This is a genomic window from Methylophaga nitratireducenticrescens (genome assembly GCF_000260985.4).
Taxonomy (GTDB): domain Bacteria; phylum Pseudomonadota; class Gammaproteobacteria; order Nitrosococcales; family Methylophagaceae; genus Methylophaga; species Methylophaga nitratireducenticrescens.
In genome coordinates, this window is the sequence record NC_017857.3 from 1331235 (window position 1) to 1353853 (window position 22619).

Annotated in this window: 21 protein-coding genes; 18 read left to right on the plus strand and 3 right to left on the minus strand. The window is 44.4% G+C overall.

The features are described 5' to 3' along the window. The first annotated feature begins 5 nt into the window (after positions 1–5). From lspA to Q7A_RS15625, 17 genes are all read left to right on the plus strand, one after another. On the plus strand, positions 6–473 hold the full coding sequence (lspA, locus tag Q7A_RS06480; RefSeq protein WP_014706534.1) for a signal peptidase II: 468 nt from the start codon (positions 6–8) through the stop codon (positions 471–473). Next, positions 470–1567, plus strand: coding sequence for a histidinol-phosphate transaminase (gene hisC / locus Q7A_RS06485; protein ID WP_014706535.1), 1098 nt, complete (start codon positions 470–472; stop codon positions 1565–1567). Before lspA ends, hisC begins: the two co-directional genes overlap by 4 nt. Further along, positions 1564–2451 (plus strand): prephenate dehydrogenase, encoded by an 888-nt coding sequence (locus tag Q7A_RS06490; RefSeq protein WP_014706536.1) that lies wholly within the window; start codon positions 1564–1566, stop codon positions 2449–2451. Before hisC ends, Q7A_RS06490 begins: the two co-directional genes overlap by 4 nt. Before the next feature lie 19 nt (positions 2452–2470). Beyond that, positions 2471–3790, plus strand: coding sequence for a 3-phosphoshikimate 1-carboxyvinyltransferase (gene aroA, locus Q7A_RS06495; protein WP_014706537.1), 1320 nt, complete (start codon positions 2471–2473; stop codon positions 3788–3790). Further along, positions 3783–4445, plus strand: coding sequence for a (d)CMP kinase (gene cmk, locus Q7A_RS06500; RefSeq protein ID WP_014706538.1), 663 nt, complete (start codon positions 3783–3785; stop codon positions 4443–4445). The genes aroA and cmk overlap by 8 nt, the downstream gene beginning before the upstream one ends. A gap of 109 nt (positions 4446–4554) precedes the next feature. Then, complete coding sequence (gene rpsA / locus Q7A_RS06505) at positions 4555–6228, plus strand: 30S ribosomal protein S1 (RefSeq protein WP_014706539.1); 1674 nt, start codon at positions 4555–4557, stop codon at positions 6226–6228. A gap of 112 nt (positions 6229–6340) precedes the next feature. Continuing rightward, positions 6341–6631 (plus strand): integration host factor subunit beta, encoded by a 291-nt coding sequence (locus Q7A_RS06510; RefSeq protein WP_014706540.1) that lies wholly within the window; start codon positions 6341–6343, stop codon positions 6629–6631. Positions 6632–6637: 6 nt separating this feature from the next. Beyond that, entirely contained in the window at positions 6638–7024 is a 387-nt protein-coding gene (locus Q7A_RS06515) for an Mth938-like domain-containing protein (RefSeq protein ID WP_014706541.1), read from the plus strand. A 718-nt stretch (positions 7025–7742) separates the two neighbouring features. After that, entirely contained in the window at positions 7743–9164 is a 1422-nt protein-coding gene (gene ccoN, locus Q7A_RS06520; RefSeq protein WP_041354430.1) for a cytochrome-c oxidase, cbb3-type subunit I, read from the plus strand. A gap of 10 nt (positions 9165–9174) precedes the next feature. Then, the gene (ccoO, locus tag Q7A_RS06525; RefSeq protein WP_014706543.1) at positions 9175–9852 is read left to right on the plus strand and encodes a cytochrome-c oxidase, cbb3-type subunit II; all 678 of its coding nucleotides are present in this window, start codon (positions 9175–9177) and stop codon (positions 9850–9852) included. Further along, positions 9845–10054 carry a cbb3-type cytochrome c oxidase subunit 3 gene (locus Q7A_RS06530; protein WP_014706544.1) on the plus strand — a complete coding sequence of 70 codons (210 nt, stop codon included), beginning with the start codon at positions 9845–9847 and terminating at the stop codon, positions 10052–10054. Before ccoO ends, Q7A_RS06530 begins: the two co-directional genes overlap by 8 nt. Then, positions 10044–10979: a cytochrome-c oxidase, cbb3-type subunit III gene (gene ccoP / locus Q7A_RS06535; protein WP_238595960.1), complete on the plus strand. Its 936-nt coding sequence runs from the start codon at positions 10044–10046 to the stop codon at positions 10977–10979. The genes Q7A_RS06530 and ccoP overlap by 11 nt, the downstream gene beginning before the upstream one ends. A 559-nt stretch (positions 10980–11538) precedes the next feature. Next, the gene (locus Q7A_RS06540) at positions 11539–12042 is read left to right on the plus strand and encodes a FixH family protein (protein ID WP_014706547.1); all 504 of its coding nucleotides are present in this window, start codon (positions 11539–11541) and stop codon (positions 12040–12042) included. A gap of 25 nt (positions 12043–12067) precedes the next feature. Beyond that, positions 12068–14530, plus strand: a complete 2463-nt coding sequence (locus Q7A_RS06545; protein ID WP_169697717.1) for a heavy metal translocating P-type ATPase — start codon at positions 12068–12070, stop codon at positions 14528–14530. A gap of 3 nt (positions 14531–14533) precedes the next feature. Next, complete coding sequence (gene ccoS, locus Q7A_RS06550) at positions 14534–14743, plus strand: cbb3-type cytochrome oxidase assembly protein CcoS (protein ID WP_014706548.1); 210 nt, start codon at positions 14534–14536, stop codon at positions 14741–14743. A gap of 70 nt (positions 14744–14813) precedes the next feature. Beyond that, entirely contained in the window at positions 14814–15899 is a 1086-nt protein-coding gene (locus Q7A_RS06555) for an ABC transporter substrate-binding protein (protein WP_169697719.1), read from the plus strand. A gap of 39 nt (positions 15900–15938) precedes the next feature. Next, entirely contained in the window at positions 15939–19283 is a 3345-nt protein-coding gene (locus tag Q7A_RS15625) for an EAL domain-containing protein (protein ID WP_104935198.1), read from the plus strand. Here Q7A_RS15625 and Q7A_RS06565 read toward each other — a convergent pair. The 3 genes from Q7A_RS06565 to pip are packed head-to-tail and all read right to left on the minus strand — an operon-like array spanning position 19262 to position 21335. Next, the gene (locus Q7A_RS06565; protein ID WP_041354432.1) at positions 19262–19888 is read right to left on the minus strand and encodes a hypothetical protein; all 627 of its coding nucleotides are present in this window, start codon (positions 19886–19888) and stop codon (positions 19262–19264) included. The genes Q7A_RS15625 and Q7A_RS06565 overlap by 22 nt on opposite strands. Positions 19889–19902: 14 nt before the next feature. Next, the gene (gene dtd / locus Q7A_RS06570) at positions 19903–20346 is read right to left on the minus strand and encodes a D-aminoacyl-tRNA deacylase (RefSeq protein WP_014706552.1); all 444 of its coding nucleotides are present in this window, start codon (positions 20344–20346) and stop codon (positions 19903–19905) included. Continuing rightward, the gene (gene pip, locus Q7A_RS06575; RefSeq protein ID WP_014706553.1) at positions 20343–21335 is read right to left on the minus strand and encodes a prolyl aminopeptidase; all 993 of its coding nucleotides are present in this window, start codon (positions 21333–21335) and stop codon (positions 20343–20345) included. Before pip ends, dtd begins: the two co-directional genes overlap by 4 nt. A gap of 113 nt (positions 21336–21448) precedes the next feature. On the opposite strand from pip, the gene sucC reads away from it, so the two are divergent. Then, complete coding sequence (gene sucC, locus Q7A_RS06580; protein ID WP_014706554.1) at positions 21449–22612, plus strand: ADP-forming succinate--CoA ligase subunit beta; 1164 nt, start codon at positions 21449–21451, stop codon at positions 22610–22612. Positions 22613–22619: the final 7 nt, after the last annotated feature.

Here is a 22619-nt window from a genome sequence, read left to right on the forward strand (position 1 = left end):
AGATTATGTTGAAGTGGTTATGGGTTAGCGCTCTGGTTATCGTGCTGGATCAGCTGACCAAAGTTGTCATGGCAAACTGGCTGGAGCTTTATCAAACCGTCGCCGTGATGCCGTATTTCAATTTCACTTTGGCACATAATAGTGGAGCGGCATTCAGTTTTCTGGCGGGTGCCGGTGGCTGGCAACGTTGGTTCTTTATTGGTCTGGCGCTCTCCGTTTCAATAGTGTTAACCATTTGGCTGTCACGTTTGAAAGCGCAGGCAAAAGTCGAAGCGATAGCGATTGCATTGATTATTGGCGGCGCCATCGGCAATGTTATTGATCGATTTATCTATGGCTATGTTATTGATTTTGTAGACATCTATGTTGGAAGTTACCACTGGCCAGCCTTTAATATAGCCGATGCGGCAATCTGTATCGGCGCCGTATTATTGATAGTGGATAGTTTCAGAAAACCAGCGGAGCAAAAATGAATCTGTGTGATTTAGCGGTAGAAAGCATTGCCGGTTTGCAGCCTTATGTCCCGGGAAAACCAATTGAGGAATTGCAACGTCAATATGGCGTAAGAGATGTCATCAAACTGGCCTCAAATGAGAGTCCGATTGGTCCATCACAAGCTGCACAAGCTGCAATTGCGTTGGCAACTCGCGATTTAACCCGTTATCCGGATGGTAATGGCTATGCATTAAAACTGGCTTTATCTGAAAAGTTTCAGGTTGATGCCAACCAGATTACCCTGGGGAATGGTTCTAATGATGTGCTGGAGCTTATCGCTCGCTGTTTTGCTTCACCTGCTGATGAAGTCATATTCTCGCAGCATGCGTTTGCAGTGTATCCATTGGTGACGCAGGCAATAGGCGCCACCTTGGTGGAAGTGCCAGCCAAACAGTATGGACATGATTTAACAGCCATGCTGCAAGCCATTACAGAAAAAACCAAGTTGATTTTTATTGCCAATCCTAACAATCCCACCGGAACGCATATTCCGGCAGCGGAAGTTCATAATTTTCTGCAGTCCGTTGCTGATAACGTGATAGTCGTATTGGATGAAGCCTATATTGAATATGGCGATGAAGATGTAAACAGCATTGATTGGCTCAAACAATTTCCTAATTTAATCATTTGCCGTACCTTTTCCAAGGCCTATGGTCTGGCGGGGTTGCGGGTTGGGTTTGCGCTATCAAGTCCAGAGATTGCTGATTTATTAAATCGTCTGCGCCAGCCGTTTAATGTCAATCATCTGGCGATGAGTGCTGCGATTGCGGCGTTGGGCGATGAAGATTATCTGCAACGTGCCAAGCAGGTTAATACCGAGGGGATGCAGCAATACATTGATGGCTTTGAGGCGATGGGATTGAATTACATTCCTTCAAAAGCCAATTTTATTTGTGTTGATGTAAACACCAATGCTGCTGATATTTATGAAAAGCTGTTGCAACAGGGCGTTATTGTCAGACCGGTTGCAGGGTATGGTCTGCCAAACCATTTACGCATCAGCATCGGTCTGGAACATGAAAACCAGCGTTGTCTGGAAGCATTAGCAAACAGTTTGTCAGAGGCCAAATGATTAAGCATCTGGCTATCATCGGCGTTGGACTGATTGGCGGTTCACTGGCTTTGGCATTAAAAAAAGCCGGATTGGTTGAACAGGTGACAGGTTACTCTCGCTCTCAGGCCGCGCGTGAAGAAGCTTTGGCGTTAGGCATTATTGATAACACAGCAGAGTCGCTGGCGGAGGCCGTTTCGGATGCCGATATGGTATTTGTGGCAGTGCCAATGGGGGCGATGCAGACAGTATTTGAACAAATAGCGCCACATCTCAAACCGCAGACGATTGTGACTGATGGCGGCAGTGCTAAACAACAGGTTATTGATGCGGCTCGTCAGGCATTGGGGAATAAGTTTGATCAATTTGTGCCAGGCCATCCGATTGCCGGTACCGAAAAAAGTGGTCCATCAGCTGCGTTTTCTGAGCTTTATCAACAGCATCGGGTAGTCTTAACGCCAGTGGCTGAAACCAATAAATCAGCTCTGGTACGAGTGCGTCAAATGTGGCAGCAGGCCGGTGCAGATGTATTTGAAATGGAGGTTGAGCATCATGATGTGGTGCTGGCTGCCACCAGTCATTTACCGCATGTATTAGCCTTTAATCTGGTGGGAATGCTGGCTCAGCGTGAAGATTGCGATGAAGTATTGCGATATGCCGCTGGTGGCTTTCGAGATTTTTCCCGGATTGCTTCAAGTGATGCAGTGATGTGGCGGGATATCTGCCTTGGCAACCGCAGTGCGATTCTGGAATTATTACAACAATATCGCAGTGGTCTGGATAAGATTGAACAGGCAATTCGGCAAGATGATGGCGATTATCTTATCGATATTTTCGGACGAGCAAAACGGGCCAGAGATACCCGTTTTGCCGATCCTGATCTGAAAGATAACAGCGAAGTGTAAAGTGGGAGTGAACAGTAGCGTGAGCGGGCAGCAGGATCGTAAATTTATAGTACAGGCTGGTGGTCAATTAACAGGCAGCTTCCGTGTACCCGGAGATAAATCCATCTCACATCGTTCTATTATGCTGGGATCGCTGGCAGAAGGTGTGACTGAAATCAGCGGTTTTCTGGAAGGTGAAGATGCATTGGCGACATTGGCAGCTTTTCGTGCCATGGGCGTCAAAATTGATGGTCCGACGGATGGTAAAGTCACCGTGCATGGTGTTGGTATGCATGGACTGAAAGCCCCGGAAAATGATGTGTATGTGGGTAACTCGGGTACCTCGATTCGTTTATTAAGTGGTTTACTGACGGGGCAAACTTTTGATGTAACGATGAGTGGTGATAAATCATTATCCGTTCGCCCCATGCGTCGGGTAACCGATCCGTTAGCCCTGATGGGGGCAAATATCGACAGTGCTGATGGCAAACCGCCTCTGACTATTCATGGTGGCCATACATTAAAGGCTATTGAATATGACTTGCCAATGGCCAGTGCTCAGGTGAAATCCTGTCTATTACTGGCAGGGATGTATGCCGAGGGAACCACTAGCGTGACGGAACCTGCCCCAACTCGCGATCATACTGAACGCATGCTGCAAGGCATGGGATATCCAATCGACGTTCAGGGTAACCGCATCAGTATTCAGGGCGGCGGAAAATTAACCGCAACCAATATTGATGTGCCCGGCGATATTTCCTCGGCCACGTTCTTTATGGTGGGGGCTGCGATTGCACCGGGTTCAGATATTACTCTGCAACATGTAGGTATTAACCCAACGCGGATTGGTGTTATCAATATTTTGAAGCAAATGGGCGCGGATATAAGCTTGAGCAACGAAGCAGTGACCGGCGGAGAACCGGTGGCAGATATCCGGGTTCGCTATGCACCGTTAACCGGAATTGACATTCCACAGGATCAGGTGCCATTGGCGATTGATGAATTTCCGGCAATATTTATTGCCGCTGCTTGCGCAGAAGGCCGCACAGTATTGACGGGTGCTGAAGAATTACGGGTTAAAGAAAGTGATCGAATTCAGGTCATGGCTGATGGATTACAGGCACTCGGTATTGACGCTAAACCAACGTCTGATGGCATGATTATCGAAGGTGGAATTATTGGCAGTGGTGAAGTGGATGGACATGGTGATCACCGTATTGCGATGTCATTTGCCATGGCGGCATTACAGGCAGGCGGTGCCATACAGATTAATGACTGTGCCAATGTTGCCACTTCATTCCCGAACTTTGTCGAATTAGCGACTCACTGTGGTTTGCAGATTGATGCCTTCGATGTCTGATATACCTGTATTAACAATTGATGGTCCAAGCGGCTCCGGAAAGGGCACTTTGGCCCAGCAGATGGCAGAAAAGCTGGGTTGGCACTATCTGGATAGTGGTGCCATTTACCGTGTCCTGGCTCAGGCAGCGTTAAAGCATCAAATTGATTTAACCGATGAAACCGCGCTGGCAGTCATAGCGGGTCAGCTGGATGTGCAATTTGTGTTAAAGGATGGACAGCTGCAGGTTGTTCTGGAAGGTGAAGATGTTTCGTTACTGATTCGTTCTGAACAGGCGGGTAATGCTGCGTCGAAAGTTGCCGCATTTCCGGCTGTTCGCTCAGCTTTATTACAAAGACAGCGTGATTTTTGCCAATCGCCAGGGTTAGTCACAGATGGCCGCGATATGGGCACCGTGGTGTTTCCAGATGCGCCATACAAAGTCTTTCTCACAGCCAGTGCCGAGGTTCGGGCGGAGAGACGATATAAGCAGTTGAAAGAGAAAGGAATTGATAGTAACCTTTCCGATCTCGTAGCCGAAATATCAGAACGTGATGAACGGGATACGCAACGTGAAGTAGCGCCACTACGGCCTGCCGATGATGCTGTTATTCTGGATTCAACACAACTCGGTATCAAAGCAGTTTTAGAAAAAGTCAGTGCATTAATCGGCTGATTTATTAGGGTACTTGTCTGGGTGTTCCAGGCAGGTTTTTTGTTAATTTCCTGCAATCGCAGGACTAACGGGCGATTCTGTTATCTGAACAGGATCAAGGATATTTATAATGAGCGAAAGCTTTGCTGATCTCTTTGAAGAGAGTCTAAACGCAACCCCAATGCAACCAGGCAAAATTGTTACCGGTACGGTAGTCAATGTTGGTCCTGATGTTGTTATGGTTAACGCAGGTCTGAAATCTGAAGGCGCTATCCCAGTTGCCGAATTCATGAACGAAAAAGGTGAAATCACCGTTTCTGTTGGTGATTTGGTCGATGTTTCTCTGGAAACACTGGAAGATGGATTTGGTGCAACACAATTATCACGTGAAAAAGCCAAAGCCGCTGAAGCATGGACCAGATTGGAGCATGCATTTGAAGCCAATGAAACCGTAATCGGTATTATTTCCGGTAAGGTCAAGGGTGGTTTCACTGTCGATTTGGAAAACATCCGAGCGTTCCTGCCGGGATCACTTGTTGATGTACGTCCTATCCGTGATACTTCACATCTCGAAGGCAAAGAGCTTGAGTTCAAACTGATTAAGCTGGATCGCCCACGTAACAATATCGTTGTTTCTCGTCGCGCCATTATGGAAGCTGAGAACAGTGTTGAACGCGAAGCCCTTCTGGAAACATTGGAAGAAGGCAAAGTTGTTAAAGGTATTGTTAAGAACCTGACCGATTACGGCGCGTTTGTTGACCTTGGTGGTATTGATGGTCTGTTGCATATCACGGATATGGCATGGAAACGTGTTAAACATCCTTCAGAAGTTGTCGCTATCGGTGACGAAATCGATGTACAGGTTCTGAAATTTGATAAAGAACGTGAACGTGTATCGCTAGGCCTGAAACAACTGGGTGACGATCCATGGAAAGATATCGCACGTCGTTATCCAAACAGCACCCGCATCCAGGGTAAAGTCACTAACATTGCCGACTACGGTTGCTTTGTTGAAATCGAAGATGGCGTTGAAGGTTTGGTTCACATGTCTGAAATGGACTGGACCAACAAAAACGTTCACCCTTCTAAACTGGTTACTTTGGGTGATGAAGTTGAAGTGATGGTTCTGGATATTGATGCTGAACGTCGTCGTATCTCACTGGGTATCAAACAGTGCCAGACTAACCCTTGGGAAGAGTTCTCAATGACTCATAACAAAGGTGATAAAGTCAGCGGCGCTATCAAATCAATCACTGATTTCGGTATCTTCATTGGCCTGGATGGTGGCATTGACGGCCTGATCCACTTGTCAGATATCTCTTGGGAAGAAGAAAACGAAGAATTAATTCGTGACTTCAAAAAAGGCGATGAAGTAGAAGCGGTTGTATTGGCGATTGACCCTGAACGTGAACGCATTTCACTGGGTATCAAACAATTGCAGGACGATCCGTTTTCAGCGTATCTGTCTGAACACCCACGTGGCACTGTTGTAAACGGTAAAGTTATTGCAGTTGATGCTAAAGGTGCAACGATTGAATTGGCTGAAGGTGTTGAAGGTTACGTTCGCGTAGCGGATATCGCACGTGAGCGTATCGAAGATGCCAGCAAAGTGCTGAATATCGGTGATGATGTTGAAGCTAAATTTACAGGAATGTCTCGCAAGGATCGCACGCTGACTCTGTCAATCAAAGCTAAGGATGATCAAGAAGAATCTGAAGCAGTGAAAGAGTACAGTAATGTTAGTTCCGGCAATACCACTTTAGGTGATTTGCTGAAAGAACAGATGAATCAGAAAGACAGCTAATCTGATCATTGGGTGAGCATCCGGTCAGCCCGGATGCTCATTTTCTTGTTATACAGCTGCCTTTTTATTTAAGGCATAACCCAAAAGTCTACTGCCGGGAATCTAGGAAATTATGACCAAGTCTGATTTGATAGAAATACTATCCGAAAAACAATCTCTATTGAATTACCGAGACGTTGAACTAGCGGTGAAGCTAATTCTGGAACAGATGAGTGATAGCCTGTCACGTGGCGATCGAATTGAGATCAGAGGGTTTGGCAGTTTTACCTTACATCATCGTCCACCCAGAGTGGGACGTAATCCAAAAAGCGGTGAAGCTGTTAAGCTTGAAGAAAAATATGTGCCACATTTTAAACCCGGTAAAGAATTACGAGATCGCGTGAATAATGCCGCTGGTTTTTAACAGAAAATGAAAATTAGTCAGGAAGCCATTACAGACGCTTTTGTAATTAAAAGTTATGGCGATGGCTTTCTACTGATTCAATCAAACGATCAGACCTTACAACGTATCACCAATAATTGTATCCTTTCACCTGATGGCTTGTTTGATCCGCTGGAGTTGCCACCCTCAGCAGATTATCTAAGCGACTCTCTAATTGAAAATGTAAAAGGCTTCAATGCTGATGTTGTCATTATGGTGACAGCCGAAGGCATTACACCTCATGTGTTACAAATAATTAGCCTATTCTCCCAGAGGGGCATTTCATTAGAAACTATGTCACTTGGTGCCGCTTGTCGAACCTATAATTTGCTATTAAATGAAGGCAGAAAGCCGTTAGTTTTAATTTATTTTTAGTATTAAAGCGGATGATACCGATACTGCTTTATGTAAATCAGTAAATAACCTTATTATTGATACAGATTAAATCATTGTTTTTATGTTAATTATTAGTGGCTGCAAAAATTGTACGTATTGCTAATACTTGACCCCGTTAGATGAAGACAGGAAAATTCTCTTGTTGGATAACACTAGGGCTTGTTGATCTTTCATCTCCGCCTCTGTTGTGAGCTGAAAAAGCGTCAATCAAGGCACGAGGAGCGCCTTTTGTGAGATACATCCATGTATCTCACCCCAAAGGGGGCTTGCGCTCAAAAACGTTTATCTCCATGGATGGAGTGTATGCAAAAGCAATGTCTGGAACATTGCTTGTCCTGACGTTTTTGTAGTCATTCTAAATAAGTGACTAACAACGCAGGCGGCCAGCAAAGCTGTTCAAATGCGTTCCAGATGCATTTGTCAATTACTTATGCAGGAAGGCCATACCGCCGCTTTCTGCCTAGTCGGGACAAAAATAGCCGCCAGCAGTGGTGGACATGAAAGATTAACAAGTCCTAGGCCAGTTGAAAATTGAAGAAATTCAGCAGAATTAATCTGTATAACTGTTTTGAATCATTCAGAATTGTTTTGCGGTAAAATTTATCCAGCTGGAATGTTATGCAGAATGAAACCGGGCTCTGTTTCTTCAACAAAGAAACAGTACAAGAATTTTCATGAGAGAGAAGGTGTGATCGCTATGCAGGCGAAACAACAGTACAACTTTGAAGTAGTCAAATGGTTTGCCTATATGGCATGTGTCTATTTGGTAGTTGGAACAGGTCTCGGTGTCTTTATCGCATCGCAGTTAGCTTGGCCAGTACTAAACTTTGATAATCCCTATATCAGTTTTGGACGACTGCGCCCGTTGCATACTAACGCGGTCATTTTCGCCTTTGCCGGATCAACGCTAATGGCAACCGCTTTTTATGTCGTACAACGCACTTCTGGCGTAAGGCTTTGGAGTGATAAATTGGCATGGTTTACCTTCTGGGGATGGAACCTGATTATTTTAGGTGCCATCATCACCTTGCCTTTAGGGTTAACTCAGTCTAAAGAATATGCTGAATTGGAATGGCCATTAGATATTCTGATTGCAGTTGTTTGGATTAGTTACATGTTCAACTTCATCATGACCTTATCGATACGTAAAGTTTCCCATATTTACGTTGCCAACTGGTTTTTCCTGGCAATGATGATCATGATTACCTACCTCCATGTGGTCAATAGTTTGTCTATTCCGGTCAGTATGTGGAAATCCTATTCGATATTCTCTGGTGTACAGGATGCGATGATCCAATGGTGGTGGGGACATAACGCTGTTGGTTTCTTCCTGACAGCTGGTTTCCTCGGCATCATGTATTACTTTGTACCTAAACAGGCAAACCGTCCGGTTTACTCCTATCGCTTGTCAGTTATTCATTTCTGGGCATTGGTTTTTGGCTATGTCTGGTTAGGTGCGCATCATCTGCAATATACAGCACTTCCAGATTGGACGGGTTCGTTGGGTGCTGCAATTTCACTTGCAATGATTATTCCATCCTGGGGTGGCGCACTAAACGGTATGTTCACACTGAGTGGTGCATGGGATAAGTTACGTACAGACTATATTTTACGCTTCCTGATCGTTTCTCTTGCTTTCTATGCGATGTCAACCTTTGAAGGTCCGGTCATGGCTGCGAAAACAGTCAATGCATTATCCCATTACACCGACTGGACCATTGGCCATGTTCACTCCGGCGCTCTTGGCTGGGTTGCCATGGTATCTGTGGGGGCCTTGTATCATATGGTTGAACGGATGTGGGGCACAACGATGTATTCTGTGAAACTGGTTAACTTGCATTTCTGGATGGCTACCATAGGTACCGCAATTTACATCACAGCAATGTGGGTATCAGGCATCATGCAAGGTTTGATGTGGCGCGCCTATGATGAATACGGTAATTTGGCATACACATTTGTTGAATCAGTAGCTCAAATGCATCCTTATTATGCAATGCGAGCATTTGGTGGGCTGATCTTCTTCCTGGGTGCGGTCATCATGCTGTTTAATGTAACAGTGACTATTCGCCGCGCAATTGCAAAACCATCAGCCGAAATGGCTGCTGCAGCGAATATTTGAGGACAACAGCATGGCTAAAAAATCTAACAAACGCATTAGTTTTCAAGAGTGGGTAGAACAAAATGTGTGGGGTCTGGTACTTGCCACAGCACTTGTTGTGTCTGTGGGCGGTATTGTTGAGATTGTGCCTTTGTTTTATTTGGATACTACCTTTGAGGATGATGTTTTTCCGGAATATGAAGAGCTTGAAGGAGTACGTCCATATACCGCCTTAGAGTTAGCTGGTCGTGATGTTTATCAACGTGAGGGCTGTTATTTATGCCATTCGCAGATGGTTCGGCCGTTTCGAAATGAACGTGATCGATATGGCCACTATTCTCTGGCTGTAGAGTCAAAGTATGATCATCCGTTTCAATGGGGATCCAAACGTACTGGTCCGGATTTGGCTCGGGTTGGTGGTAAATACTCGGATGCATGGCATATTCAGCATTTACGTGATCCGCGCTCTGTTGTACCAGAATCAGTTATGCCTCGTTATCCATGGCTTGATCAAGCCACCATTGATGAAGAGGGTATTACTAAACGTCTTAAAGCGATGAAAGTATTGGGTGTACCTTATACTGATGAAGAAATTATTGGTGCTGCTGAAATGGTGTCGGGAAAAACCGAAATGGAAGCATTGGTTGCATACCTGCAGGTCCTTGGCACAATGATCCAGTTTGAACCAGGAAGAGACTATCGTGAGTGACTTCCTGTCTTACTTTGAAACCAATTGGTCTGCCATGACCGTAAGTGATTGGGTCGGTACGATATTGACAGTCATTATTTTCATACTGATGTTCGGTATGTATTTCTGGGTTTTACGTCCAAAAAATAAAGACAAAATTGAAGCCCACCGTGACCTGCCACTGAGAGAAGACGATAAAAATTCGGAGAGAAATGATGGCTGATAACAATAAAAACCCAAATGAGTGTCCTGATACAGGACATGAGTGGGATGGCATCAGAGAATTGACAAATCCACCACCACGCTGGTGGATCATCGCTTTGTATTTAAGCGGTTTAATGGTTTTTATTTATTTTATACTTTATCCATCAATACCTTTAGTCAATGACAGTACCGATGGGTTGCTAGGCTGGAGCCAAATCGACGAATACAAAGAAGGTTTGGCAGAAATTGAAGCCAAGCGGGCACCCTATGAAAATCGAATTGCTGAGATGTCGGCTGAAGAAATTCTTCAAGATGATGAATTATTGCGTTATGCCGTAGGCTCTAGCAAGGTACTTTATGGTGATAATTGCGCTGCTTGCCATGGTGTAGGTGGTATTCCCCCAGAAGGTGCAGGTTATCCAATTCTTGCTGATGATGACTGGTTATATGGTGGTTCAGTCAATAAAATTATCGAAACCCTGGCGAAAGGGCGACAAGGAATGATGCCGGCACATGCTGATTTACTGACTACGGAAGAAGTCGATGGTCTGGTTGGTTTTGTTATCAGCAATTCAATGGGTGAAGCCACTGACGCGCAATGGAAACTCTATAATGAAAAAGGCTGTGCAGCGTGTCATGGTGCAGATGCTAAAGGGGTGCAACAATTAGGCTCAGCAAATTTATCCGATAGAATTTGGCGTTTTTCAGGGGAACCGGACGAAATCCGTCATACTATTCTGCATGGGGTGAACGATGCTAATGATCCAAAAACACGTGTTGCTGTGATGCCCGCATGGAATGAAAAACTTGCTGTGCGGATAGAAGCTGAAGAATATGGTGACGATCCTGAAGAATATTACGAAGGTGATGAAATCGAACGTCTAACCGAAACCGAGATTAAGAAACTTGCGATTTATGTGCATCAGCTGGGTGGTGGTGAATAATAAACGTTAAACTGAATCTTATCCGTTAAGGAGCATGTTATGGGGTTAGATGCTGTTGTAATTGCCGCGATTGTCAGTGTGGTATTAACAATTGTGGTGATTGGGGTAATTGCGTACAAGATTGTTAAAAATATGGAAGATAGTTCCGAAGACAAATGAAATTATCTGTGAGCAAAAAAAGCCGATACCAGCGGCTTTTTTTGTGTTTGAAAAACTAAATTAGTAAATGTTTATGTTTAAAATTGGCAGCAGTTCAACAAATTTTTGTTCGAATAATTGTGGGTTCAATTCAGCTCGTTATTCATTGAGTAATGTTCAATACCATCGACAAAATGATTGTTGTTCACTCTATTTTATGTAGACAGCAATGCACTATTTTGCATGAAATAACAGATGGCGTTACTATTGACACACTTAAAATTACAATACTGATGGTTTTTACTGTGTACCGAATGAAAGCTTAGTATCGACTTGTGGCGTCAGACAGGTAGAGCTAGATAATTTATACAATTCAGCAATATCAATACTATACAAAAGCATCTTTGATGGGCCCAAATTCATGGCAATTTCTCAGGAAAACAAACAAGCACTCAAAAATCCCTGGGTATTGGGGTTTCTTGGGTTTATGTGCCTTTTTTTATCAGCAAATGCGGTTTTTATCTACCTGGCTTTTAGCTCGCCACCCAATTTGGTAGTAGATAATTATTACGAGCGCGGCAAAGCCTACACTAATAAAGAAGTACAAATGGGGCAAGAAAATGAGCTTGGTTGGAGCGGAGTCATTATGGTTCCGGCCAATAACCGGGTTAACCAGCGTCAGGCTTATGAAGTGTTGATCCAAGGAAAAAATTCTAGAACTGTAGAATTGGATTCTGTCAGCTTATTCGCTTATCGCCCATCAGATCAGCGTAAAGATTTTTCGGTTGAAATGAATCCCATAGGACTGGGTCGATATGGAGCGGATATTGAGTTTGGTTTGCCAGGTAACTGGGACATTATTGTTGAAGCCAAGCGCGGCGATGATAAATTTGTGGTTACTCGCAGAATCTATATCGACCCTTGATCAATTTAATGTAAGTTGAATTTTTTTGTCCGAAGCAAAAGTCGTTGCCCACGCCGATATTGGCAAATGTTTTCATTGTGGATTAGCTGTTCAAAATCCAGGTGAATTTACTGCAAAAATAAACACAATTTCTCATGAGTTTTGTTGCCATGGTTGTCGTATGGCCTGCCAGACGATTTATTCGGCAGGATTGCAGGGTTTTTATAATAAAACACCTGACGGTGAATCGCTTGCCCCACCTCCAGAAACAGCTAATGATTTTCACGCCTATGATATAGATGAAATTCAGGTGGACTATGTCGATCAGCTGGACGATGAACGAACAATTTACCTTTTGATTGAAGGCATTCACTGTGCCGCCTGCGTTTGGTTAATTGAACGAGCACTGTATAAATTACCCGGAGTGTTGTCTGCAGATGTTAGTTTGACTGCAAAACGTTGTCGAATTAAATGGGATAACCGAGAAACCTCTTTATCTGTGTTAATGCAGCATCTGGCTAAACTTGGCTATGCAGCCATCCCGTTTGATCCGGAAACAGCAGAAGGGGCGCTGGCAAAACGTCATCGTGGAATACTTTATCGTATGGCATTTGCTGGTTTTGCCATGATGAATCTGATGTGGGTTTCGATTGCTCTTTATTCCGGTGCAGCAGAGGATGAGTTTCGGAATCTGTTTCATTGGGTGGGGTTTTTTATTGCCACACCGACCTTGCTTTACTCAGGCTACCCATTTTTTCGCAATGCAATCAGTGGATTACGAAGTCTATATCTGACAATGGACTTACCGATTGCTATCGGTGCAACGGCCACGTATCTCTATTCTTCTTATATCACTTTCACGGGCTCAGTTGAAGGCGAGGTTTTCTTTGATACAGTTGTAAACTTTATATTTGTTATTTTGATTGGACGCTATCTGGAAGCGCTTTCCAAACGTAATGCGTTATCAGCAACCCGTCGTATGCTAGAGTTGCAACCAAAACTGGCTACGGTAATCGAAACGGGCGAGCAGAAAACGGTACCAATCCGTTCGGTTAAAGTAGGGGATTTAGTGCTGGTTCGTCCCGGAGAAAATGTTCCTGTTGATGGCATTGTGACAGAGGGGGAAAGTGCCGTTGACGAGTCAATGCTGACAGGTGAATCGCAGCCTGTTCGCAAACAAGTGAATGATTCGGTGGTCGCAGGTAGTATCAATAATGAAGGTGCTTTTGTGGTGAAAGCACAACAGGTGTTACGCCATACTGCCTTGGCAAAGATCATTGCCCTGATGGACGAGGCGCAAACCTCCAAAGCCCCCATTCAGACGCTGGCTGATAAGGTCGTGCCTTGGTTTGTTGTTGTAACGTTAACTTTGGCGACATTAACTTTCATGTTCTGGGTGGGCACTGATTTTGAAACAGCATTACTGGCTTCAGCTTCGGTGTTAGTGGTGACTTGTCCCTGTGCTTTTGGCATGGCTACGCCAATGTCTATTGCTGTGGCCAGTGGCGTTGGTGCCAGCAATGGGATTCTGGTAAAACAAGGGATTGCATTGGAGTCATTATCGCGAGTCACCCATTATGTGTTTGATAAAACCGGTACACTGACCGAAGGTAAATTATCGCTGGTTCAAAACATAACTGCCGAGAGTGTTTCACAACAAACAGTATTGCAGATTGCTGCATCGGCAGAACAAAAATCAGAGCATGGCATCGCCAAAACAATCGTATCCGCTGCGCGATCAGAGAACTTGCCATTATTAGATATTTCCCGGTTTTATGCTTCGCCAGGAAGAGGTGTGAAGGCCGAGATTGAAGGAAAAAAAATTATCGTCGGTACGGCTGACTGGATGTTATCTCACAATGTAACGCTTGAAGGTGAATGGCGAGCAACAGTCGAACAACTGGAACAACAGGGCATCAGTTGTGTTTTTGTCGCCCGTGAACAACAGCTTATCGGTATTCTGGGGTTGTTTGATACATTACGAGAAGATGCCAAGACCACAATTTCTGATTTGTTGGAGCAAGGGATGAAGGTCACTGTATTAAGCGGCGACCGCCAACAGGTAGTCAACTCTGTGACAGCAGTGTTAGGTAACGTGCAGCGCTTAGCAGAGGTTTTGCCTGGGGAGAAACGGCAGGTGATTCAACAATTACAACAACAAGGTGAATGTGTTGCAATGGTTGGAGATGGCATTAATGATTCACCTGCATTGATCCAGTCTGATGTCGGTATTGCTTTGGCTTCGGGAACAGACGTATCCATTGAAAGTGCAGATATCGTTTTGTCGTATAACCAATTAAGCCAGCTTTCACTGACAAGACAGCTGGCTACCAGGACATTACGCACCATCCGGCAGAATATTGTATTATCCATCAGTTATAACGTGATTATGGTTCCATTGGCAATGATGGCATTAGTCAGTCCCTTACTGGCTGCAATCACGATGCCGATTAGTTCGTTACTTGTCATTGGCAATGCTGCCAGGATTAGTCGAATAGTAAAGAGGTAGGCTATGGAAGTCATTTATGGACTATTGCCTGGTATGTTATTACTAGGTTTGGTAGGCGTTGTCGTATTTTTTTGGACGGTGCGCAGTGGCCAGTATGATGACATGGAAGGTGATGCTAATCGGATTTTAATGGATGATGATATTACCGAAGAAACTCAAGCGGAATCAGATAACGAAACCAAAGAACAAAATGAAGATAGTAAGGTTGATTAGAGTTTTTGTTCTATGTTGTTTCAGCCTTATGCTGGTGAAAAATGTTCTGGCGGAAAATGTACGAGTTGGCATGAGTAGTGCTTTGAGTGGTCCACTATCCGAAATGGGACTGTCAATGCAAGCCGGAATAAACGCATATTTTTCCAAGATTAATTCTGTGGGAGGTATTAAAGGTAATCATCTTGAATTGTTGGCTCTGGATGATGCCTATGAGCCAGTACAGGCGGCAGCTAACATGCGCGAATTAATTAATAAGCATGAGGTGGTGGCAGTGCTTGGCAATGTTGGAACACCAACAGCGGTCGTTACTGTACCGATTGCCGAGCAGTTTAAGATTGCTTTGGTAGGAGCGTTTTCTGGTGGCGATGTATTAAGACCGGAACCACCGAGTCAGTACATCATCAATTTCCGGCCAGGATACCGGCAAGAAGTTGCCACGCTGATAAATGGTTTGTTGGATGCAGGGATTCAACCCGAGGATATTGCTTTTTTTACTCAACAAGATAGTTACGGCAATGCTGTATTTCAGGCTGCAACCCTGGCATTGCAAGCCCGAGGGTTTATCCACGTCGATTTTCTGACCCATGCCTATTACTCTCGCAATACGTTGAATGTGGAAGGGGCTGTTGCGACGATTCTGAAAGCAGAAAAATTACCTAAAGTTATTCTCATGGGAGGAAGCTATGCTCCTTCGGCCAAGTTTATCAAGCTGTTACATGAATCAATATCTGATGTTTGGTTTGTTAATGTGTCGTTTGTCGGTAGTCATGTTCTGGAGCGATCCCTTAAAGGCGTCAATGCAAATGTGCTGGTCAGTCAGGTTGTACCGGAAATTGATGCTGAATTGCCAGTTGTTGATGAATATAGAAAGGCTTTAGCAGCGTATGATGAAAGCCTGCAGCCTAATACAGTCTCTTTGGAAGGTTATATTGTCGCAAAAGTCTTTTGCCAGGCCCTACAACGTATTGATGGTTCTATAACACGAGAGTCCGTGAGCAATGCTTTACATGATCTGGCTGATGTGGATATCGGTTTAGAAAGTCAGGTTGTTCCCATCCCCTCCTCATCACAAATAAGTAATAAAGTCTGGCTCAGCAAATTGGAGAACGGAACGTTTCAATCTTTCGAGTGGCGTGATTTTGAGTTATCACACTAGCTTCATCAATGAGATGTGAGCAAGATGAACAGGGAAAATATGTTTAAAAATTGGAGCATCCGAACCCTGCTACACTTCTGGGCGGTCGTCACGGTATTAATGATATTGTTGATGGCAGCGATTGCTATGTTCAGTCATCAGCATTACACCAAAAATCAACAACAGCTTACCGAACAAGTTTTTCCGCTGGTGAATAATGCCAGAGAAATCAGTACGAATGTAGCGGCGTTTATTTCCAGACAGAAGCAGATTATCAGTGCACAACATGCTGATCAGCTTCTGCATATTCCTCAACGAGAACCGCTTGAATCAGCATTTGAACAAAGTTGGCAAGATTTGTTGAGGCATATGCAACAGCTTGAAATTGAACCAGAATTAACCGGTGTGTTGGCTGAATATTATCAGCAATTCCTTGAAACTGACAGCCAGTTACTACAACAAATGCAGCTGCAGCATCAACTTTCCGATCAACTTGAACAACGTGCAAACAATGTATCTGTGCTGACCAGAGAGATACAACGTCTGGCCGAATCAATTACCGGAAAAATTGATTTGGCCGTGACACTAAAATTGCAAACATTACGTGCTAATAAAGTGGTAGACGAGGAACCTGAAACGGCTGCATTAATCCAGAATTACACGACCGTTGAGCGAAGCAGTTATTCACTCATGCTCAATGTGTTACGCATCAGTAACTTAAGTCAGCAACTCCGGGAGACACAAAATCCGGATTTATTGCTCAGCCTTCGGGAAAACGATATTCGTGAGCTGGTATCAATGTTACATAATGATATTTTGATCATTAAACAACATTTGCAAACTCACTCTGAGTTATTGGTGTTGGCAGACAAATTACAACAGCATATTGATAGCTTTATTCACCTCGTTATTGATGAGGATAATTCCATCTATCAGTTGCGGATCCGTCAAATGGAGGCCTATAAAACGTCTCAGGCAGTGCAGCAACAGGGATTGAATATTCTGAAAATGCTGATGCTCAATCTAAATAATCTTTCCACCCGAGCCGGGGAGCAGGGATTAGCCAGAACCCAAGAATCAGCCGCGCTGGCCAAAACGGCCAGATGGTGGGTGATTATCAGCTGTTTTGTTCTTGCTCTGGGGATAACCTGGTTTGTGTTTACTATGACGGCACAGATCAATCAACCGATGCAACGATTGCGTAAAGCGATGCATGCGTTGTCAGCACAAAAATTTGATACCCGCATGCCAACAAACAATGGTCAGAGTGAATTTAATTTACTGGCCAGTGATTTTAATGTGTTTGCAGCGCAAACGCAGAGTTTAATTGCGAAATTGGATGAAACAAAACATTCACTGGAAGTCAGGGAAACGCATATTCGTGCTATTTTAAATGGCGTTCCTGAAGCCATTCTGGCATTACAGGCGGATGGAACTATCAGTTCGTGCAATCCTGCAGCAGAAAAAATTTTACAAGCCAGCGAATGCCAGCTGGCTGGTCAGAAAATACTGCGTTTTTTTGCACCATCTGAAAGAATCCAGTCGCTTACTGATATCAATCGGATACAGAAAGATAACCGCGAATTTGAAGGCGTTAACTGGCACGGCGATGTATTTTCTATGTGGGTTTCGCTTAGTCCTTTATCAGAGTTTGATGATGATATCTGGGTTTGCGTGATTTCGGATATCAGTTCATGGAAACGAACCAAACTGGCGTTAGTGCAAACTAGTAATGAATTAAATGCCATTCTGGAAAATGCCATGGTCGGTATTGCCTTTATCAAGAATCGCCATATTATTCGGGTGAATAATAAATTCGAACAATTGTTTTTGTTTGCCCGTGAGGATATTGAAGGACAAAGTACGTTATGTCTGCATCCAAGTGAGGAAGCCTTTGAACGCTTTGGCGAGCAGGCTTATAACACATTATCTGAAGCAGAGAACTTTGAAGCCCAGGTTGAAATGATTCGTGCCAATGGGGAAAAATTCTGGTGTGCGGTCGCTGGCCAGATAATTGATCCGGTAAATCCGGCTGCGGGATCAATCTGGCTGTATGAAGATGTCACACATCAACGACAAAATGAAGAACGGCTGACCCGTTTAGCCAGCAGCGATATTTTGACGGGCTTGCCTAATCGTGGTGTCTTCAAAGATCGCCTCGAACATGCCATTCATAAAGCCAAACGTCAAAATGGTCGCCTGGCCGTATTTTTTCTTGATTTGGACCATTTCAAACATATAAATGATTCATTGGGCCATAAAGCTGGTGACATTCTCTTGTGCGAGGTGGCACGACGTATTCGTTCCTGTGTCAGAGACAGCGACACTGTCGCTAGATTGGGCGGGGATGAATTTACCGTGATTCTGGAAGACGTCAATTCTGCTCGATATGTCGGCAAAGTGGCTGAAAAAATTCTAAACACCACAGCATTGCCTTATATGCTGGATAATATTGAAGTTAATATCAGTCCGAGTATCGGAATCAGCTTGTACCCTGCCGATGGGCGTGATGTAGATATGCTGGTACGTAACGCAGATGCGGCAATGTACTATGCCAAAAGTAGTGGACGTAATAATTTTCAGTTTTACTCTTCAGAAATGAATGCCCAGGCATCACAGCGACTGGCGATGGAAACCAGTTTGCGTCGTGCAGTTGAATTGCAAGAGTTTTATCTGCAATTTCAACCGCAAATTGATCTGGAAACAGGCCGTGTTGCAGGTGCTGAGGTGTTATTACGTTGGCATACAGAGCAATGGGGAGATGTTTCACCAGCGATTTTTGTCCCAGTATTGGAAGATACTGGACTTATTAACACGGTAGGCGAGTGGGTTTTGAAAAAAACCTGTGAAGCATTTATGGCGAATCGAAATTATTTGCCGGATGACTTTTTAATAGCGGTAAACCTTTCCGGACGACAATTTAAGGGTAATTTACTGATCAATTTTGTTCGTAATTTGCTTGAACAGACCGGGATGCCTGCAAAAAACCTGGAATTGGAAATCACTGAAAGTTTATTAATGGAGAACACTGAGCAAGCTGTTCAGACCTTACGAGAATTGAGTTTGCTTGGTATTACCCTGGCAATTGATGATTTTGGTACCGGTTATTCTTCATTATCTTACTTGAAGCAGTTTCCGCTCAATGTATTGAAAATTGACCGGACGTTTGTTCGTGATGTAACAGAGGACAGTGACGATGCGGCTATCGTAAATGCGATTTTAGCGATGTCCAAAAGCCTCGCATTAGAAGTGGTTGCGGAAGGTGTTGAGACTGCAGAACAGCTGGCATTTTTACGTAAGAGTCAGTGCAAACGAGCCCAGGGGTTTTATTTCAGTAAAGCCATTAATTTGGACGAACTGATGGATTACATAAAAGCAACGGATCAGAATGTCCGAGCGGTATAAGTCAGCACCGATCGCTCATCAGGATGAAGCCTGATAGTAAGATCGTTGTTTGGATAATGCCAGGTTTGTGCTGGATTTTCTTCCGTTTCATAACTGATTTTTTCAGGCTCACCAAAGCGCGTGCGCACCATCTCCTCATCAAGACGTACCGATGGAATATAAGTAATGGCTATTGCTGGAGCAGACAATAAATACTGCTTATCATCAAATGCAGGATCATAACGTCTAGCCCCGCTGGGTTGGAGTTTGGCTGAAGCCGCTCTTGAAGCCATGGTTTGTAATTTATCCTCAGCGACTTGCAGATTAATCACCGCCCGCGCCGATAGCCCGCCAAGGTTAATTGATTCAAAAAATACTTCAGCAGAGATATTATCGTTTTCAGAAATAAACAGGGCCGCTTCCCCAGCTTCACGCCATAACTGCTGGATTTCTCCGTAAGTAGTGGTACCTAAGTGCACACCCATCACTTCAATTTCGTTATCAGGCATAACCGTAATTTCCCAAGGTTTCGGAGATGTCGGTTGTGGTGATGGAATCAGCATTAATGCACCGATACAAATGATTACTAAGGCTATGCCAAGTAAAAAATTGAGTAATATACGCATAAAGATCCGTCGAATTAATTAACCTGTAACCAGAAAGTGACTGGCCCATCGTTGGTCAGTGAAACCTGCATATCAGCAGCAAATTGTCCGGCTTCAACCGTGAGAGTTTGCAGTCGTGCCTGCGCCAGCAAATAATCAAATAATTGTTTGCCCTGATCGGGCGGTGCAGCAGGCGTGAAGCTGGGGCGATTGCCTTTACGGGTATCAGCGGGCAAGGTAAATTGCGGTACCAGCAATAAATCACCTTTTATATCCAGCAAACTTAAATTCATTTTGTCGTCTGCATCGCTGAATACCCGATAGTTTAAAATGCGTTTTAACAATCGACCAGCAACAGCCATCGTGTCGGTTTTTTCTATACCAATCAATACCAGCAAACCTTGTCCGATTTGAGCAATGGTTTGATTTTCATTGATAGTCACATCCGCCTGACGGACACGTTGTAGCAATGCAATCATTTCAGTTGTGATGCCAATTGATCTGTCGTTCTCACCAGCGCATCAATAATCGCTGGCTCGCTTGCTGCGTGTCCAGCCAAAGGCAACACTTCAAACTGTGCATTCGGCCAGCGTTGATAGACTTCCCACGATTGCTGCATTGGACACACCATATCGTAGCGGCCATGAATAATGGTTGCCGGGAGATGATTAATGGATTCAATGCTTTCCAACAAAGGCTGGTCTGCCAGAAAACAATTATTCAACGCGTAATGCAATTGGATTCTGGAGTGTGCCAGTGGCCCCGGCGATTGCTCAGCATCGGGTTGATAATGTCGATCGCGGAGCATCACGATGGTGGCTTCCCAGTTTTGTAATGTATTGGCAGCGATTACCTGTTGAGAGACATCCGGATGGGTTAATTTCTGATAAAAATACGCCAACGGTGTCTGTTGCTCTTTTTCCGGCAAATCTTTCACCAGTTCATGCCAGGCTTCAGCAAACACTTTGGATGCGCCTCCGGCAGCGTAAACCCAGTTAATATCCTGTTGTCTGCCAAGAAAAGTGCCGCGTAACACCATGTTTGAGACATTTTGGGGATGCTGTCGGGCATAGGCTAATGCTAAGGTTGCTCCCCAGGAACCACCAAATAACATCCACTTATCAATATCGAGTAATTTACGAATGGCTTCCATATCCGCTATCAGATAATCGGTGGTGTTATGTTCCAGTTCACCTGCTGGTAACGAACGTCCGCAACCACGCTGATCAAATAAAATAACGTGATATAACTCAGGATCAAAATAACAGCGGTGCTGTGGGCGACTACCTGAGCCAGGACCACCATGTAAAAATATCACCGGGATTCCCTGAGGATTGCCGCACTGCTCGAAATAAACCTCATGATGTCGACCATCCAACATTTCTTCACAGGATAATAGCTGGCTGTGAAAAGGCTCGATATCAGGGTAGAGAGTACGCATATGCTGTTCCGTATTGGTTTTCAGCACGCAACTATATCATGTCAGATGATGGTAATTATTACCTTGATGGGCGAAAATATGACGTTTAACTGTTGGCACTGCTGTTCAGCAATAATAAAGACATACAAGGCGAACTCAACATGAACCTGCATGAGTATCAGGCAAAACAATTGTTTAACCAATATGGCATCGCAACACCTAAAGGACAGATGATAGCTACTGCTGATGAAGTGGAATCTGCCATTACAGCAATTGGTGGTGAACGTTGGGTCGTAAAAGCCCAGGTGCATAGCGGCGGACGTGGTAAGGCGGGCGGGGTGCGCGTTGAAGATAACCTGGATGCGGTGAAGGATGCGGTAAATGCGATGCTGGGAAGTCAGCTGGTGACACACCAGACGACGGCAGAGGGCTTACCGGTAAATAAAATCTGGATTGAAACCCCATCATCAATTGCCCGTGAATTATATCTCGCCTTACTGGTCGACCGCGTCACGCAACGTGTTGTATTTATGATTTCAGCTGAAGGCGGAATGGATATTGAAGAAGTCGCCGAGAAAACGCCGGAAGCTATTTTAAATCTCTACGTCGATCCAGCCGCCGGTCTGCAACCCTATCAATGTCGTCAGGCGGGTTTCTTTTTGCAGTTAACCGGTGCAGCCTTCAAGCAGTTACAGCAACTGATGCAAAACCTCTATCAGCTGTTTTGTGAAAAAGACATCAGCCTGTTGGAAATTAACCCGTTAGTGGTGACCGAATCCGGAGATTTACTGGCATTGGATGCCAAAATCAATGTCGATGATAACGCTTTATATCGTCACACGGATTTGGCTGAATTATTTGATCCAAGCCAGGAAAATCCAGCTGAAGTGATCGCGCGTGATTTTGGACTGAATTATATTGCTCTGGATGGCAATGTGGCCTGTATGGTCAATGGTGCCGGGTTGGCAATGGCCACCATGGATTTGATACAGAAGCAGGGAGGTGAACCGGCCAATTTCCTTGATGTTGGTGGTGGTACGACTGCAGATCGCGTTGCTGAAGCGTTCAAGTTGATTTTATCTGATAAAAAAGTGAAATCCATTCTGGTGAATATCTTTGGCGGAATCGTGCGCTGTGACCTAATTGCTCAAGGCATTATGCAGGCTGCCAAGGAAGTTGGTTTATCGTTGCCGGTGGTGGTTCGCCTGGAAGGTACCAATGCCGATTTGGGCCGCACATTACTGGAAAACAGTGGAATGAATTTACGCGTAGCACAGGATTTAACTGAAGCAGCAGCCATGGCTGTCACTGCGGCAGGGGAGTAATAAACAC

Excerpts from the sequence above, each read along its gene's own strand:
- lspA (WP_014706534.1), top strand. The coding sequence starts at position 6 with ATGTTGAAGTGGTTATGGGTTAGCGCTCTGGTTATCGTGCTGGATCAG.
- hisC (WP_014706535.1), top strand. The coding sequence starts at position 470 with ATGAATCTGTGTGATTTAGCGGTAGAAAGCATTGCCGGTTTGCAGCCT.
- Q7A_RS06490 (WP_014706536.1), top strand. The coding sequence starts at position 1,564 with ATGATTAAGCATCTGGCTATCATCGGCGTTGGACTGATTGGCGGTTCA.
- cmk (WP_014706538.1), top strand. The coding sequence starts at position 3,783 with ATGTCTGATATACCTGTATTAACAATTGATGGTCCAAGCGGCTCCGGA.
- rpsA (WP_014706539.1), top strand. The coding sequence starts at position 4,555 with ATGAGCGAAAGCTTTGCTGATCTCTTTGAAGAGAGTCTAAACGCAACC.
- Q7A_RS06510 (WP_014706540.1), top strand. The coding sequence starts at position 6,341 with ATGACCAAGTCTGATTTGATAGAAATACTATCCGAAAAACAATCTCTA.
- Q7A_RS06515 (WP_014706541.1), top strand. The coding sequence starts at position 6,638 with ATGAAAATTAGTCAGGAAGCCATTACAGACGCTTTTGTAATTAAAAGT.
- ccoN (WP_041354430.1), top strand. The coding sequence starts at position 7,743 with ATGCAGGCGAAACAACAGTACAACTTTGAAGTAGTCAAATGGTTTGCC.
- ccoO (WP_014706543.1), top strand. The coding sequence starts at position 9,175 with ATGGCTAAAAAATCTAACAAACGCATTAGTTTTCAAGAGTGGGTAGAA.
- ccoP (WP_238595960.1), top strand. The coding sequence starts at position 10,044 with ATGATGGCTGATAACAATAAAAACCCAAATGAGTGTCCTGATACAGGA.
- Q7A_RS06540 (WP_014706547.1), top strand. The coding sequence starts at position 11,539 with ATGGCAATTTCTCAGGAAAACAAACAAGCACTCAAAAATCCCTGGGTA.
- ccoS (WP_014706548.1), top strand. The coding sequence starts at position 14,534 with ATGGAAGTCATTTATGGACTATTGCCTGGTATGTTATTACTAGGTTTG.
- Q7A_RS06555 (WP_169697719.1), top strand. The coding sequence starts at position 14,814 with ATGAGTAGTGCTTTGAGTGGTCCACTATCCGAAATGGGACTGTCAATG.
- Q7A_RS15625 (WP_104935198.1), top strand. The coding sequence starts at position 15,939 with ATGTTTAAAAATTGGAGCATCCGAACCCTGCTACACTTCTGGGCGGTC.
- Q7A_RS06565 (WP_041354432.1), bottom strand. The coding sequence starts at position 19,888 with ATGCGTATATTACTCAATTTTTTACTTGGCATAGCCTTAGTAATCATT.
- dtd (WP_014706552.1), bottom strand. The coding sequence starts at position 20,346 with ATGATTGCATTGCTACAACGTGTCCGTCAGGCGGATGTGACTATCAAT.
- sucC (WP_014706554.1), top strand. The coding sequence starts at position 21,449 with ATGAACCTGCATGAGTATCAGGCAAAACAATTGTTTAACCAATATGGC.